8 protein-coding genes and 7 pseudogenes are annotated in these 15,187 nt (G+C 58.4%); 6 read left to right on the forward strand and 9 right to left on the reverse strand.

Annotated elements, in window-relative coordinates; genetic code table 11:
- Window positions 1–208: 208 nt before the first annotated feature.
- Both kce and NLY42_RS31700 read right to left on the reverse strand, forming a co-directional pair.
- A pseudogene (gene kce, locus NLY42_RS00860) lies at window positions 209–1,146 on the reverse strand (3,5-dioxohexanoate:acetyl-CoA acetone transferase).
- 434 nt (window positions 1,147–1,580) lie between these two features.
- Window positions 1,581–1,724: a helix-turn-helix domain-containing protein gene (locus tag NLY42_RS31700; protein WP_084779944.1), complete on the reverse strand. Its 144-nt coding sequence runs from the start codon at window positions 1,722–1,724 to the stop codon at window positions 1,581–1,583.
- A 1,095-nt stretch (window positions 1,725–2,819) separates the two neighbouring features.
- Here NLY42_RS31700 and NLY42_RS00865 point away from each other — a divergent pair.
- The 3 genes and pseudogenes from NLY42_RS00865 to NLY42_RS00875 all read left to right on the forward strand — a co-directional run.
- Entirely contained in the window at window positions 2,820–4,202 is a 1,383-nt protein-coding gene (locus NLY42_RS00865; protein ID WP_023756105.1) for an amidohydrolase family protein, read from the forward strand.
- A 390-nt stretch (window positions 4,203–4,592) separates the two neighbouring features.
- A pseudogene (locus tag NLY42_RS00870) lies at window positions 4,593–4,985 on the forward strand (IS1634 family transposase); the annotation flags it as partial.
- A gap of 450 nt (window positions 4,986–5,435) precedes the next feature.
- Window positions 5,436–5,646: pseudogene (locus NLY42_RS00875) on the forward strand (IS66 family transposase); the annotation flags it as partial.
- Between the two features lie 86 nt (window positions 5,647–5,732).
- On the opposite strand, the gene ehuA reads toward NLY42_RS00875, so the two are convergent.
- The 4 genes from ehuA to ehuB all read right to left on the reverse strand — a co-directional run bounded on the left by ehuA (window position 5,733) and on the right by ehuB (window position 8,815).
- Window positions 5,733–6,497, reverse strand: a complete 765-nt coding sequence (ehuA, locus tag NLY42_RS00880; protein WP_023756229.1) for an ectoine/hydroxyectoine ABC transporter ATP-binding protein EhuA — start codon at window positions 6,495–6,497, stop codon at window positions 5,733–5,735.
- A gap of 21 nt (window positions 6,498–6,518) precedes the next feature.
- Window positions 6,519–7,187, reverse strand: coding sequence for an ectoine/hydroxyectoine ABC transporter permease subunit EhuD (gene ehuD, locus NLY42_RS00885; RefSeq protein ID WP_023756230.1), 669 nt, complete (start codon window positions 7,185–7,187; stop codon window positions 6,519–6,521).
- Window positions 7,184–7,843 (reverse strand): ectoine/hydroxyectoine ABC transporter permease subunit EhuC, encoded by a 660-nt coding sequence (gene ehuC / locus NLY42_RS00890; protein ID WP_023756231.1) that lies wholly within the window; start codon window positions 7,841–7,843, stop codon window positions 7,184–7,186. The genes ehuD and ehuC overlap by 4 nt, the downstream gene beginning before the upstream one ends.
- 87 nt (window positions 7,844–7,930) lie before the next feature.
- Window positions 7,931–8,815 (reverse strand): ectoine/hydroxyectoine ABC transporter substrate-binding protein EhuB, encoded by an 885-nt coding sequence (ehuB, locus tag NLY42_RS00895; RefSeq protein WP_023756232.1) that lies wholly within the window; start codon window positions 8,813–8,815, stop codon window positions 7,931–7,933.
- Between the two features lie 309 nt (window positions 8,816–9,124).
- Here ehuB and NLY42_RS00900 point away from each other — a divergent pair.
- A pseudogene (locus NLY42_RS00900) lies at window positions 9,125–10,054 on the forward strand (IS110 family RNA-guided transposase); the annotation flags it as partial.
- Window positions 10,055–10,225: 171 nt separating this feature from the next.
- Here NLY42_RS00900 and NLY42_RS00905 read toward each other — a convergent pair.
- Together NLY42_RS00905 and NLY42_RS00910 are read right to left on the reverse strand one after the other, a co-directional pair.
- Window positions 10,226–10,366: pseudogene (locus NLY42_RS00905) on the reverse strand (IS110 family transposase); the annotation flags it as partial.
- Window positions 10,367–10,437: 71 nt separating this feature from the next.
- Window positions 10,438–10,885, reverse strand: a pseudogene (locus tag NLY42_RS00910) (IS110 family RNA-guided transposase); the annotation flags it as partial.
- A gap of 403 nt (window positions 10,886–11,288) precedes the next feature.
- On the opposite strand from NLY42_RS00910, the gene NLY42_RS00915 reads away from it, so the two are divergent.
- Together NLY42_RS00915 and NLY42_RS00920 are read left to right on the forward strand one after the other, a co-directional pair.
- Window positions 11,289–12,114 (forward strand): IS5 family transposase gene (locus tag NLY42_RS00915; protein WP_286489000.1). Its coding sequence is split into 2 segments (ribosomal slippage): window positions 11,289–11,897 and window positions 11,899–12,114, totalling 825 coding nucleotides; the frame shifts between segments, so codons are not numbered across the junction.
- Between the two features lie 120 nt (window positions 12,115–12,234).
- Window positions 12,235–13,227, forward strand: a pseudogene (locus NLY42_RS00920) (IS110 family RNA-guided transposase); the annotation flags it as partial.
- Between the two features lie 141 nt (window positions 13,228–13,368).
- On the opposite strand, the gene NLY42_RS00925 reads toward NLY42_RS00920, so the two are convergent.
- Window positions 13,369–14,802: an amidase gene (locus tag NLY42_RS00925; RefSeq protein WP_023756283.1), complete on the reverse strand. Its 1,434-nt coding sequence runs from the start codon at window positions 14,800–14,802 to the stop codon at window positions 13,369–13,371.
- Window positions 14,803–15,187: the final 385 nt, after the last annotated feature.

Consider the following 15,187-nt stretch of genomic DNA (forward strand, 5'->3'; position numbering starts at 1 on the left):
GATTCTGCTCTAGGCTCGGCAGGCTCTGATCTGAAGCGGAAGATTGATCGCCCGGCGGGTTGCCGCTGGCCGATCAATAAAAAGGAGGAAAGAATGGCCGGAGGTCGATAGGAATCGGCTGTAGCTCTTGAGAGCCTTAGCCGTGTTTGGTGCCTTGCAAACTTCAACAGCATCGGTGATCGTCGCGCGCGCTACCACCTTTCGCATCTCAGCCAACGCCACGCCCCTGCCCTTTGAGCCCGAGCATCTGCCGGGCCTCGTCCGGGGTCGCGATGTCGAAGGGACAAAAGGGTCAGGATGTCCCGCATCCGCGCCACTTGCTCTGCATTGGAGCGGGCGAGCGTGCCTTTCTCGAGGTAGAGGTTGTCTTCCATCCCTACCCGCACGTTGGAGCCCATGGTTGCGCCCATAGTGCATAGCCGAAACTGGTGCTTTCCGGGCGCAAGCACCGACCAGCGGTAATCCGCGCCGAACAACCGGTCGGCGACGTTGCGCATGTGGGTTATGTTGTCGGCATCGAGCCCGATCCCGCCGCTGAACCCGAAACCTGTTTGTATTATGAAGGGCGGCGTCGGCAGGCCCATTTCTGCGAAGTAGGCGACGTTGTACAAATGCCCCACGTCGTAGCATTCACATTCGAAGCGTGTGCCGCCGGCACCGACTTCCTTGATTGTCCGTGTGATGATCTCCTCGGTATTGGGATAGACCCGGGACGGTGCGCCCAAGAACAGCTCCTGCTCCCAAGGGTGCTGCCAGACTTCGAACCTGTCGAGGATCTTCTGCCGTCCGTAGGGGGAAAGCGATCCCATGTTGAGGGAGGCCCAGCTCCGGTTTGAATCGCAGGGCGGCCGCGATCCGATCTTCGACGGTTGCCTTTGGCCCGCCACTCGTCGTGATGTTTACGATCACGTTCGGCTCGCGGCGCACCCGATCGATTGCCAGCGCATATACGTCCGGATCCGGTGTCGGACGGCCGTCCTCCGGATTGCGGGCGTGGAAATGGACAATCGCGGCACCCGCCTCCGCCGCACCGATCGCCTCCTGGGCGATCTGTTCCCGAGTGATCGGTAAATATGGCGACATTGTTGGCGTGTGCGCCGCGCCTGTCACCGCGCACGTGATGATGACTTTGCGTCCAGCGGGCATGAAATCGCTCCAGTGATCTACTGGATGAATCTACTAGGAATGCAATTCAGCGCGCGAGCTGCGAAAGTTATTCCAAGCGGCGAAGATTTATGATCAGGTTCAAATCTCCTATATCATCACAATCCCGCCGAATACGGATCTGCATGTTTGGCCACCAAGCCGGCTGGGTCGGAGGCCAAGATTGGGGGGCGCCCGCGGCCGCCCCGGGCCCGAGCCTATGGGTAGGGCCTTGTGGCGACCGGTCGCCCTCCGGAACGTTGGAGACTCGGTGGTTGCCTTATTGCATGTGGCGTTGGCACGATTATATCGTGATCCAGATGATCCCGGGCCGCGCCACGCCGGTCATCGCCGCCACGGCCGATTTCTTGCGCCCGATCGTTATATATGGCAGGCCCGCAGCATCGCGCGTGGGTCAAAGAAGTTCCTGTTGTCTACTACCCGCGTGCGCCCTTTGGCGTAGTAGCAAATTGACGCCTGAAGGCGGTGCAGAAGTTGGAGGTGTGAGCATAGCCTACCTCGAAGGCAACCCGTTTGAGGGAGGTATCGCCCGTCTCCAGCAGCAAGCTCGCCCGCTTCATTCTGCGCTCGGTAATGTATTGGGCGTAGCTGCTGCCCGTTGTCGGTATGTGCCGGTCGCTTCGCTTCCGTCGGCACGCTCAATACGGAAACTGCTTCCGTCGTTCAGGCGGCGAACAAATTCATCCGTGTTGATCAATTGTTGCCCTCATCGGCGGCTCACACAACCAATGAGGACCCCATGTGCATTGTGCCTTGCGTTACGTACGGCGGGTACGCCGCTCGCCGAACATAGAGATAACGTCTCCCCTTCTTGTCGACACGACAAGGTTTCAATCCATGCGACCGCTAGGACGTCCGCTGAATGGTTGAGGAGGGCCGATGAAACATCGCTCCATCCCGTTATTCCAGTGGCAGTACTTTTACGGCTAAAGTGTGGGAGCGTCAGGCGGCCATGGTAGACGTTGTGCCGTCTGCAGATGCTCCCAGCGCGTCGGACGTCGCGGGACTATTCTGCTTGCGGAGTGCCGACGCAGATTGGCCGAGTTGGTAACGTTGGCCGTGGGCAAACGTGCTTCAGAGTGCGATCGACGGGAAACATCAAACGACGGGGCCCGGAGCGGGATGGGCACTGCTTGTGCTCTGATGTCCGGTTGATCGTAATGTGAACTTTCGGTCGTTATGACAGGCGCGGTTGATTGACCAGAGTCCACCAAGGAGGGTTTGCATGACGCATAGCGCAACGACGCAGGTCTTGGAACGAGGCGCCGGCAAAGCTTGGAGCAAGCCCGGCCGGTGCGTTACGACGTAATAGCTTCCGAGCCAAATTATCATGCCCCGCAAAATGATACGAGACGCCGCATAATAGTTCTTGCCTTCCCAGGCTCTTCGTTTCCTTGGATGGTCGCCGCCAGAACAAAAACGAGGGATCGCTCCGATGCCTAAAAGACGCCATCTCATCAGAAGCGGCGCAGAGCAAACCGCCTCCCGCCGGCACGATTAACTGGCCTATCCGCTGAGCCACACAGTCCAGCCCTCAATAAGGCCGCCTTACTAAGCTGGGCATTGCGGCCACGGGAACACTTCGCAGGCCGATATGAAACTCCGCAATCGGATTTGCGGTACCGACGTAAGAAATAGCCTCTAGGATTTACATCATGCAAAAAAAAACTGTCGACACCCTGGTCGTGAATGGGGACGTCTTCACTGGAGACCGGGATCAGCCGCACTATCGACCCGGTGCCGTCGCCATTAAGGATAGCGTCATTGTGGGCGTTGGTCCCGAGTCCGAAATATTGTCCGTTTATGAGAGCGCCCAGAAGATAGATGCTCGGGGCGCTTTGGTGCATCCTGGCTTCATCGAGACGCACCTGCATATGACAGCCATGGCCTATCATGGCGCTCCTTTTTCACCTCATAGTACTGCCGCAACCAAGGTGAATTATTCCACGCTGAAGAGTGCAACCAACCCGACAATTACTGCTGCGTATACTGCGGCAGCTGCGTGTTCGATGTTGCAGCGCGGGTTCACGCTATTTTTCGAAGCTGGCACGGTTTTCGAGACGGATGCCTTTGCCGAATCTATGACCAAGTGCGGAGTCCGCGCGATGGTCTCCGCCCCATTCGCTTGGGACGACTTGTCGACTTATGAGGAACTCTGGCCACACATGATGCCCGATGCTCTGAAAAGGCGCGCTCCCGCCGATGCCGGCCGCGTCATTGATCAGTGGAAGCACGAGATTGCCCGAAACAAGGACGAAAACGCACTGGTACACGGATATGTCGGACTTTACGGAGAAGCTACAGCCACGGACGAACTCACGCGAGAAGCCGTGAAACTGGCGGCTGAATCAAAAGCCATTTTTTGGCAGCACCAATCATTCAATGCCGAGTTCGATGTCGAAGAAAAGAAAAAGTGGGGCGATACCGGTGCAGTACGTATGGACAGGCTGGGCGCCCTGAATCCCAACACAACGCTGGCGCATATGAACGTCCTATTTGAAAAGGATATTGAGCTCATTCTACTAAAAAGGCCCGGTCTGTCGTGGTGCCCCAACAATGCGTTAGGTTACCGAATAACCCCGCCGAATAAATGCTGGTTCCCGTATCTCTACAAAAACGGGGTAAGCGTATCGCTCGGCGTCGACACAACCGTTATCCATCCGATCGGGATCGCTGGGCTTCTCAGTCTTTATCTTTCCGCGTCATTCGGAGAACGACTAAACGACGCTGATCCATTCTACATGCAGACGATCGACGCGGCGAACAATGTGGGTCTCGGCGACAGGCTTGGCAGTCTAACGGTCGGCAAGCGCGCGGATGTGGTGATCAGGGAAGCTCGCGACATTACCCACCTGTCCTGGCGTGACGACACCGGAATCTTGCTGTCGCTGTCGTCATCGATGATCCCGGTCGATACTGTCATAATCGACGGCAGGATTGTGATGGAGAAAGGCCGCCTCACCACGATGGATCAGGATGCGATTCTCGCCGAGGCGGTGCTCCAGCGCGATCTTCTGGCAGCAAGTCTGTCTACCTGAGCTCTCTAAGAGTCCTCTCTGATTGGGGTGGTTGAGGTCAAGGTGCTCCTGTACTTTTTTCCTGGCCGTTCCGCAGGTCACTCGCTTCTCTTCGCGGTCGGCGCCTTGGCCGCCGCATGATGGGGTCAGGAGAGCGAGGTGTCTCAATCTGTTTCACGACCTTGCCGGGTTTAGCGGCAGGTTCGGGTCTCTCAACGAGATCGCCTCGCCCATCGTCCCCACGGAACGATCTGGACATCGCCCGTTCGGGCGAAAGCTCCTTTCCTAACTCCTTCGATGTTTGCGGCGGGTTCACGCCGCCGGGGTAGCAATTTCCTTTCCAACGCGGAATTCGGTGGCGTCGGCCCACATCCGGTGCAGGATGACCGCCAACTTACGGGCCACCGCCACACCGTGGTGCGGACCAACGCGAAGGTGACCCCGCTCCAGGCCGTCCTGCGGTATCGCGATTTGCTCGAGGTCGAGAGCCTGTTCCGCGCCGCCAAGGCAACCTTCAATACCCGGCCGATCTTCCACCAATCCGATGCCGCCATCCGCGGGCATGTGTTCTGCTCGTTCCTGGCGCTCGTGCTCAGCAAGGAACTGCGCCGCCTCTGCCGGGCCAAAGGCCTGACGCCCGAATGGCAGCCGCTCCTACGCGATCTCGACCGCCTCCAGGAAGCCACCATCGAAAAGGATGGTCGCATCGTCACAACCAGAACTCACGTCACGGGCCAAGTGGGCAACGTCTTCAAGGCAGCTGGCATCGCTCTGCCACACAACCTCGACGAACAACTCGCCTGAGATCACCCCCAAAATGTAGTGGTAACACGCGCCGGCGCGCGCCTACCATGCTGACTTAATGACATATTCTTAAAGGCGGTGTTTAAGTCGGGCAAGGATATCGAGGATCAGCTAAACATTCCCAATGGCCATATCAATCACGGGGACATGTCCCTTGATCAGATGTTCTTTATGCGGCCGTGCCTCACTATTCGGACTATCGATCGCCTATCAAAGGTCGCTATCAATACGGAGCGTCGTGTCATCCCGGAGGCGGTGTCTCCGGCGTGCCCGGCCATAATGCATCGCGGGAAATTCTGAAGGATCTTGGGAAACGTCCGGCGCGCACGGCATAAGGTGGCGTTCGGAACCCAGCGGTTACTAACCATATGAGGAGGTCGTAACGACGACCTGGCGATTTTTCGATGTTCAAGCTGATATCGGGCGAATACGCATCACGCAATCTGGACCGAGATCGACAGCAAGGTGGTCGAGCGCTCCATCCGTCCGATCGCGCTCAACGCTCAACCGCAAGAATGCGGTATTCTCAGGCTCAGAGCGGCGCCGAACATGGGCCATCATCGCCTCGCTGATCGAAACCTTGCAAGCTGAACGGCGTTTAGCCGCTCGTCTATTCGCCGACGTCTTCACCAGAATCGTCAACGGCCACCCCAACAGCTAGATCGACGATCACCTGCCGTGGGCCTACATCAAAAGGCTCAAGGCCGTGGCCTGACAACACCGGTTACTCTTAACTGGAGCCGGCGCCTATCCTGCGTCAAGAACGGCGCTGAGAAATTGTCGCGTCCGTTCGTTCTGTGGGTCGCCGAAGAGTTGATTTGGTGGACCCTGTTCAACAATTTTGCCGCCGTGGAAAAAACAGACGCGATCGGAAAATTCCTTGGCGAAGCCCATTTGGTGTGTGACCATCAGCATGGTGAGGTCATGCTCCGCGCCGAGGTTGCGTATGACGTTAAGTACTTCCCCGACAAGTTCCGGATCCAGCGCCGACGTCACCTCGTCGAACAACATCACCTTGGGCCGCATCGCAAGCGCGCGGGCGATTGCCACTCGCTGCTTCTGCCCGCCCGAAAGCTGGATAGGAAAATGATTTTTCTTATCGCCAAGCCCTACCATACCAAGCAGTTCAGTGGCTCGCGCCTCTGCCTCATTCTCAGCTAGGCCAAGCACTGAAATAGGCGCCGCCATGCAGTTTTCCAGCGCCGTCATGTGAGGAAAAAGATTGAAATGCTGGAACACCATCCCAATCTTGCCACGCACACGCCTGACATGACGTTCATTCGCCGGCACAATCCGGCCATTCTTCTCCATGTGCGTGAGGGGCTCGCCATCAACCCAGATCACACCCTCGTTTATGCGTTCCAGCGTCATCAACATGCGCAATACAGTAGTCTTCCCCGAGCCCGAAGGACCGACGATGCAGACCTTCTCATTGCGCGCAATGTCGAGATTGAGCTCGTTCAGCACAGTCAGCGGGCCGTAGCGTTTTGTGACGTTCTCGAAGCGGACCATAGGCTTGTTCACAGCGGACCTTTATCCTAAATGGTAACGACGGTTCATCCAAAAGCTGACGGCTTGCACGACCGCAGAAGCCATCAGGCTGAACACCAGGTAGAACACTCCAACGAGGGTAATCGCCTCGATATAGCGGTAGTTCTCGGCACCAAAGTTCTTTGCCTGTTGAAGCATCTCAAGAATACCAATTGCCGCGAGGATCGGCGTTTCCTTGAACAAACCGACAAAGTAATTCCCCAAGCCGGGCACAATTGGCGGGATCACCTGCGGAAGGATGATAGTGAGCCACGTCCGTTGCCGCGACAGATTAAGGGCTGTGCAAGCTTCCCATTGCCCGCCGTCTACATTCTCGATGCCGCCTCTGTAGACCTCTGAGCAATAGGCTGCGTAGTGGATACCGAGCACAGCTATGCCAGCCGTCCAGGCCGAGATAACAATGCCCACTTGTGGACCAACATAATAGACGAAGAACACTTGGAGCAGCAGCGGAGTCGAGCGAATGAATTCAACGATCTCCCCCATTACTCTTGACACATGGCGGTTTGGCGACTGGCGAATGAGCGCGAAGATCAGACCAAGCACCAACGCAATGGCAAACCCGAGGATCGTTGCTTCAACAGTAACGATCGCACCGCGATAGAGATAAGGCAATGCCTCCCAAACGATAGACCAGTCCCAAACTCTCACACTAGTGCCTCCCGCACGAAGCCGCGCGAAAAGCGGCGCTCTAACAAACCCTGGAGGGGGGTGATGACGCTGCGCGCGATGAGGTAATAGCCAAACAGCGCCACGGCAAAAAGCAGCAGGTAGTTCCCTGTGGCATCGGCCGCCACCTTCGTGGCGGTTGTGAACTCGGTTATGGTGATAAAGAAAATGAGCGAGGTGCCTTTAAGCAGTGAAATCAGCAAATTGCCCCAGGCTGGCAGCGCGGCGCGGATCGCTTGAGGTAGTATGATGCGGCGCATCATAGTCGTGCGCTTGTAGTTCAGTGCCGTTGACGCTTCATATTGTCCTCGGTCAACGCCCTGAATGGCGGCGCGCAGTAGTTCGGCCCCATAGCCGGAGACATTAGTGCCAAGGCCCAAAATTGCCACGGTCCAAGGCGATAAGAAAACATTGAATACTGGCAAGACAAAGAACCACCAGTAGAGCTGCACTAGAAGAGACGTTCCGCGAAAGAATTCTATGTATGCAATGCCGAACCAGCGCAGCTGCCAATGACTGGAAACCCGCAAAAGGCCTACGATTAGGCCCAGTGCAATCGCTACGAGGGATCCCGCGAAGGTCAAGATGACGGTTACCATGGCACCCCTGGCGAGCGCCGCAATACTGAAATCGAGCATCTGATTGCATTCTTCCTTGCAGTTCTGCCTGACCGCCTTCCGACGCCCGGAAAGCGATCAGGCGCAGAACGCCGCCTCGGTTTCGCTTCAACCTTTGCAGAGATCAGCGGTTTTGGCGTCGCCTGGCAACAGCGACTTATCATACCCGTCATTGCCAACCGCCGTTAGCATCTCAGCCGAGCCGACGTATTCCTTCAAAGCCGCGTTGAAGGCGTCGACCGAAGCGCGATCATCGAGCGGGAAGGCGACAGCGGGAAACCCCGTCTGGTTGGGTTTGGAGGTTGAAGTGGCCAGCTGAAGCTTTTCATCATTGTGAATAGCTTTCTTCAGACCCAAATAGTCGCCGACCCCAGCATCAACTCGACCGGCCTTCATAGCCTGAATAATCTCCGCATAGCCTGGAACCTGCATGATTTGTTCATCCGAGATGCCGGCGTCACGCGCATTCTTAAGAGATGCGAAGGCAGACCCCGTCACAACAGTCGCACCCTTGTCACGGATGTCTTCCAACGAAGTCAGTCCCTTTGGATTGCCTGCTGGCACGACCAGCGCATCTGTGACAGCAGCGTACGGTTCCGTGAACAACACGTTTCGGCAGCGCTCAGGCCGGACATACATGCCGTCAGAAATAAGATCGAAGCGGCCAGCTTGCAAACCGGGAATCAGCGAGCCCCATTCGGTCACGACCGGTTCGAACTTGGTAGCGCCGAGCTTTTTCAAAACCGCTAGCACAACCGTATTGCCTATGCCTTGCGGTTCGTTGTTGTCTCCAGAATAGGCCCAAGGCGCATCGTTAGAGTAGCCGATGCGGATTGGCTCCCCTGCTTTAATCTTGTCGAGCAACGAGTTTGCCGCGGCGGGTGCGGCCAGAGAGCCTGCTACAACCGCTGCCGCACTCAGAGCAACTGCGCCCTTCAGCAAAACATGCCTGAAGAAACCATTCCCGCCTTCGATGCACGGCCACTTTTTCATCTTAATTCTGCCTCTGATTGGGCTGTCATGCCGGAAAAAACCCCAATGTGACGAGAAATCGGAAGGGGCTATCGTTTTCCTTGTACGAAATGTTTTTGCCTATGCCGAAACTCTGGGCGAGATTGACGCGCTAATAAAACGGTTGTCAAGAGGCGTCTAATGTTTTTTGTTTGGTCCGCACTCAGTGTGCTTATCCGTAAGACCTTATGTCCTTTCCGGTTGCCGGCTGTGAGGTGGTTCGCCCTACACTGGCAGTGGTTGAAACGAGGGTTGCTCATCGAGCCTATCCTCATGCCGGGAGGACGAACCATGGAAGAATATAGCGAAGTTTTTGTAGGATTGGATGTTTCGAAGGATCGGCATGCTGTTGCTCTCGCCGAGAGCGGGCGTAACGGCGAGGTTCGATATGTCGGAGAGATATCCTCCCATAGTGCGTCAGTGCGCCGCCTCGTCCGCAAGATCGGACGCCCGGGTGTACGATTGAGATTTTGCTATGAGGCTGGACCCACCGGATACGGTCTGAAGCGGGAGATCGAAGCGCTTGGCTACGAGTGCGCCGTGATTGCTCCGTCTCTGATCCCGCGCAAGCCTGGTGATCGGGTCAAGACGAACCGCCGCGATGCCGAGAAACTTGCCCGGCTGTTCCGTGCCGGTGAGCTGACGGAGATCTGGACACCGGACGCTGCTCATGAGGCTATGCGTGACCTGATCCGCGCCCGCGAGGCTGCGGTGAAGGATCGAACCCGCAAGCGGCAGGAGATTCGATCCTTCCTGTTGCGACATGGCAAGATTTATTCGGGCCTGAAGGCCTGGGGAACAAAGTATCTCAAATGGCTGCATGGACTGAGTTTCTCATACCGCAGTCAGGACGCTGTCCTGCAGGAGTTGATCCTCGCAGAGTCGCAGTGCCGGGAAAGAGTAGCACGCCTGGAAAAGGCAATCGAAGACGGCCTGCTCGACTGGCCACTCGCGCCGGTAGTCGAACGCTTGCAGGCTTTGCGTGGGGTCCAGCTCATTTGTGCGGCTACCTTCATGGTCGAAATCGGCGATGTACGCCGCTTTGCCAACCCGCGACAGCTGATGGCTTATCTCGGACTTGTCCCCTCGGAGCGCTCGACCGGAGACGCCGTGCGACGGGGCGGGATCACCAAGGCTGGCAATGCCCGAGTGCGCCGCGTGTTGGCTGAAAGCGCCTGGACTTACCGCTATCCGGCCAAATTGGGGAAAAGAAAATACTTCGAAAGCCGCCACCTGCCTGAAGAGGCTGGTCCTCTCTTACAACGGGCGTCGGCATTGCCGGCCACAAAGCGGTGCCGGGAATTCCCCATTCAATGCCACGTCCCCGCCGATGGGCGCGATGATTGTGTTGATTATGTCGTCGCGACCGAGGATCAGGTTCCTGCCTGCTGCTCATCCGCTCGGGCGCGCCCACATGAAAGCAGCGAGTTCCCGAGCTATTGCGGTCACAGCCACGGTGCTGCGCTTGCCATGCGCGATCAGGGCCCTGTAGCGCTTGGTCAAGCGCGCCTGTGCGTTCCAGGCTATGTCTCGCACGACAGCTCGTTATGCCCGTCGTCGGCGAGCCCGATCAACATCCCGACGCCGGCAATGCCCTGGCGCGTCATCCCGAACTCGGCCAGGTGGCCGCGCAGCGCGTTCACCAGCATGGTCCGCTGTCGGACCATAAGCTCACGAGCTCGATGCAACATCAGCACACTTTGCTGTTCCTCGCTCTTCACCGGAACGAAGCGCATCGACGGCCGCGTGACCGCCTCGCAGATCGCCTCCGCGTCCATCGCGTCATTCTTCTGCCGTTTGACATATGGCGTCACATAGGAGGCTGCCATCAGCCGGACCTTATGACCCAGCCCCATGAGAACGCGGGCCCAGTCATGGCTCGTTGCGCAGGCTTCAATGCCGATCAGACATGCCCGGTAAAGACGCAAAGAATGCGACGACATCGTCGCGACGCAACTTCCGGCGCACAACCACCGCGCCCTCCGCGTCCACGCCGTGCACCTGAAAGACGTGCTTGGCGACATCCAGACCGATTGTGCTAACCTTCTCCATGGACGGCTCTCCCTCATGTGACCTTCAACAGCCACACTTTGGCACATTGCGACGCCGGGAGCGGATGCCGTCCACCACATCAGGTCACAGGGAACGAAGTGTCTGGTAAGGCAAGGTCTATCGAGGGCCATCTCGCATGGGATTTGGGCTCCGAAGCCGTCGTAAGGCACTGGCCTTGCCTGCGTTAAGGTTTATGGGCGCCTCCTTCCAAGACACGTTTCATGGCCGGAAGAGTTGCTGGAGATCCCGATCCAGTATTTTCTGTCAACATCTATTACCTCGTGACGCGCTGCGCGACGCCTCTTAGAGCCTGACCCGAAACTCGGGATTGGCGTGGAAGCGGTTGAGTGGCCCCGTCCGTTGTGATTCGCTTGAGTTGTCTAGACTTGAACGGGATCACAACATGGGTTGGACGGAGACCACCCGCCGGCGATATTGCCGCGCGGGGCAGCGGGATGCAAACGCGTTGACGGACAAAGAATGGGAGTTGATCGAGCCGTTCCTGCCGGGAACGAAGGCAACGGGACGACCGCGGACGACAGAACTTCGGGCGGTCGTGGACGCGCTCCTCTACATCGCCTGGACCGGCTGCCAGTGGCGGGCATTGCCGGACCGGTTCCCACCGGTTTCGACGGTTCAGCGCTATTTCTATGCCTGGCGGGACAACGGGCTGTGGAAGACCATCAACTTCCACTTGGTGGCTGCGGCACGCCTCGCCCTCGGTCGCGAGGCGAGCCCGAGCGCCGGCGTCATCGACAGCCAATCGGCAAAGACCACGGACGTTGCCGGTTTGCGTGGGTACGACGCCGGTAAGAAGCTCAAAGGCCGCAAGCGCCATATCATTACCGACAACGAGGGGCACTTGGTCGGGCTGGCGGTGCATACGGCCGACATCCAGGACAGGGATGGGGCAGTCGGCGTCATCGCCTCCATTCGACGGCTTTACCCCTGGTTGCGCCATCTATTTGCCGACGGCGGCTATGCCGGAGAAAAACTGACGCAGGCTCTGGCCCAATCTCGGCACATGGACCATCGAAATCATCAAGCGCTCCGACACGGCCAAGGGCTTTGAGGTGCTGCCCCGCCGCTGGGTCGTCGAGCGGACCTTCGGCTGGATGACCCGATGGCGCCGCCTAGTGCGCGACTACGAGCAGCGCATCGACGTCTCTCACGCAATGATCCTCGTCGCAGTGGGCGGCAATCTGATCCGCCGAAACGCTCATCCGTGATTTTCAAAACAGATGGGGTGATTGGGGTCTCGGCCGACGCCGGAAGAGGGCGGCTGCTCCTGTCGTGATGTGAGAACGTGGTCGATGTGGAATCGCCACAAACATCGGGAAGGAGCAGCCATGAAGTACTTTGCCGGACTGGACGTGTCTTTGGAAGAGACCGCGATCTGCGTCGTCGATGAGAGCGGTCGCATCATGAAGGAGGCGCGAGCGGCGAGCGAGCCGCAGGCTTTGGCCGAGGCATTGCGTAAAGTCGACCTGGTGCTGGAGCGGGTCGGGCTGGAAGCCTGTTCACTGACGGCATGGCTTCACGACGGATTGCGCGCCGAAGGGCTGCCGGCGATCTGCATCGAGACGCGGGCTGCCAATGCGGCCATGAAGACGATGCCGAACAAGACCGACAGGAACGATGCCCGCGCGCTGGCGCAGATCATGCGCACCGGCTGGTACCGGCAGGTGCATGTGAAGAGCAGACAATGCCGGCTGTGGCGCTCGTTGCTGGTCGCCCGCCGGACGGTTCTCAACGAAATGCGCACGATCGAGAACGTGGTGCGTGCCATGCTGCGCGAAGCCGGCGTCAAGCTGGGCCTGCCGTCGCGGTCCGCCTTTGCCGGGCGGGTGCGCGAGCTGGTCGGCGCCGACGCCGAAGTGATGGCGATGGTCGAGCCGCTGCTTGCGATCCTCGGCGCCATGCTCAAGGAGTTCGCCCGGCTGACCAGGCAGGTTCTCGACATCGTGCGCAAGGAGGAGGTCTGCCGGCGGCTGATGTCGGCGCCCGGCGTCGGCCCGATCACGTCGCTCACCTTCCGCGCCACCATCGACCGGCCGGAGCGGTTCGGCTCCAGCCAAGCGGTTGGGGCGCATCTGGGGCTGACGCCCGCGCGCTACCAATCGGGTGAGACCGACATCCAGGGCAGGATCAGTCGCTGCGGCGACGAACTCGCCCGCACGGCCCTCTACGAGGCAGCGCATTCGCTGCTCGTACGCTCGAAGAAATGGTCGAGCCTGAGGGCATGGGGCATGAATGTCGCCAAGCGCCGTGGCATGGCGCGGGCGCGTGTGGCGGTGGCCCGTAAGTTGGCGGTCATCCTGCACCGGATGTGGGCCGACGGCGGCCAAGGCGCCGACCGCGAAGAGAAGCGAGTGACCTGCGGAACGGCCAGGAAAAAAGTACAGGAGCACCTTCACCTCAACCACCCCAATCAGAGAAGGCTCTTAGCTCGTTTGACATCCTCGACATGGATCGATTGATCCTCAGCTGTTTCCTGCTCGAACTGTTGGCTGCCGATCTCGCCACGGTCTGGCCTCCTCCAGATCGCGTGCGACACGGACCAGTGTGGCTTCGTCGCCAAAGCGACCGACTATCTGAAGGCCGATCGGCAGCCCGTCGGCACTTTGTGCCAAAGGCAAGGATACTGCAGGTTGTCCCGTGATATTGAATATGGGTCGATGGCAGCCCATGTAAGCCTTTTCTATCCACTCTTCTGCGGAGACCGCTGAGTGGGTCAGACTGTAAATGCCTCCATGCGGTGGGGGCACGATTGGCTGGGTGGGGGTCAGCAGAATGTCGAAGGCATGGATTGCCTCGGCCACCTGGAAACGCATTCGCCGGAAACCTTCATCTACCTCATTCCAAATCGATGGAGGTTTATTCCACCCTCGTTCGTAGAGTTTGAGAGTGACCGGTTCCAAAGTATTCGCGCTGATCATGCGGCCCATGGCCCGCGCCGACGCTTCGAGCGAACTCGCGCTGAGATCGGAAAAGAGGAGAATTATCCGAATGAACTCTTCGAAATCAAACGGCGGCTCGATCTCCGTCACTTGGTGACCCATTTCCTCCAGAAGTGAGGCGGTCGAGTCGACCGCATGCAGGACTTCCGGCTCCAGATCGAGCTTGCCCCATGTAGTCCTCGCGACCCCGACCCGCAGAGTGCCGGTGGGCTGGGAAAGTTCCTCTACATAGGGACGGTTTGGCTGGACAATGACAAACGGATCGCCCGGATGGGGCCCAGAAAACACGTCCAGGGCGGCAGCCATATCGCGCACAGTCCGGCAGAGAACAAACGATCGAGAAAGGCCGCAATTTGCATCCTGCTGATCCGGGCCGCCGGAAATGCGTCCGCGGGAGGGATTAAGCCCCACAACACCGCACCAAGCTGCGGGCCCACGTGTCGACCCGCCAACGTCGCCGCCATGCGCAATCGGAGTGATACCGGCGGCCACCGCCGCTGCGGATCCCCCGGACGAGCCCCCCGCAGTGCGTTCCAAATTCCATGGATTGCGCGTGATGCCATGGAGAACGCTTTCGGTCGCCCCGGATATCGCTAGCTCCGAAGTTGTTGTTCTTCCGATGGTGCGGAGCCCAGCGGCCTGGGCACGACGGAAAAAGAAGCTGTCGGTGTCGGAGCGATGGCCTTTGAACAAGCGGCTTCCTCTTTCCTGCAAGCGGCCAGCTTCAGTAGGTCCTATATCCTTGCGAAGAAATGGCACGCCGTTGAAAATTCCGGAGTTCGCGCCGGGAACGGTCTCAGCATCTTCGTAGAACTCGATGACAGCGTTGATGCGAGGATTGACCTCGTCATAGGCCTTTCGGGCTAGGCGCGCCAGGTTTGCAGGAGTTATGTCCCCGGAATTCACGAGCCTCGCCAAGCCGGTGGCATCGTATTCTACGTATTCACTGAGCTTCATTTTCAATGGTCCGTTATTTGCTACGCCCGGTGTAGGCGGGCAAGGCGAGCGGAAAGGCGTATCGCCACCCGCCAAGCTGGGCACTGCAGTGAGTGGTTAACAGCAACAGGCGCCCCCTTCCATGAACCTGCTCGGGGACCGTCGTTGTGGACATTCCTCCATTCAAGTATTTCGCTCCTATCCGACTGTCTCTCCGTTCTTAAGCTTGTCGAGCAGCGACTCCGCTGAGGCCGAAGCGGCCACCGAGACGATTGTCACCGCCGCCATGCCTAAAGCAGCCATTCCATTCAGAGCTACGCGTCCAAAAGTATTACATCTGCGTTCGACGCATTGCCAGTGACTTATTGATGATTCTTCCTTTTGGTAGCGTATCCCACCGAAAGGC

Origin of the sequence: Mesorhizobium sp. C372A, from assembly GCF_030323245.1 — a bacterium.
In the GTDB taxonomy this organism is placed as follows: Bacteria; Pseudomonadota; Alphaproteobacteria; order Rhizobiales; family Rhizobiaceae; genus Mesorhizobium.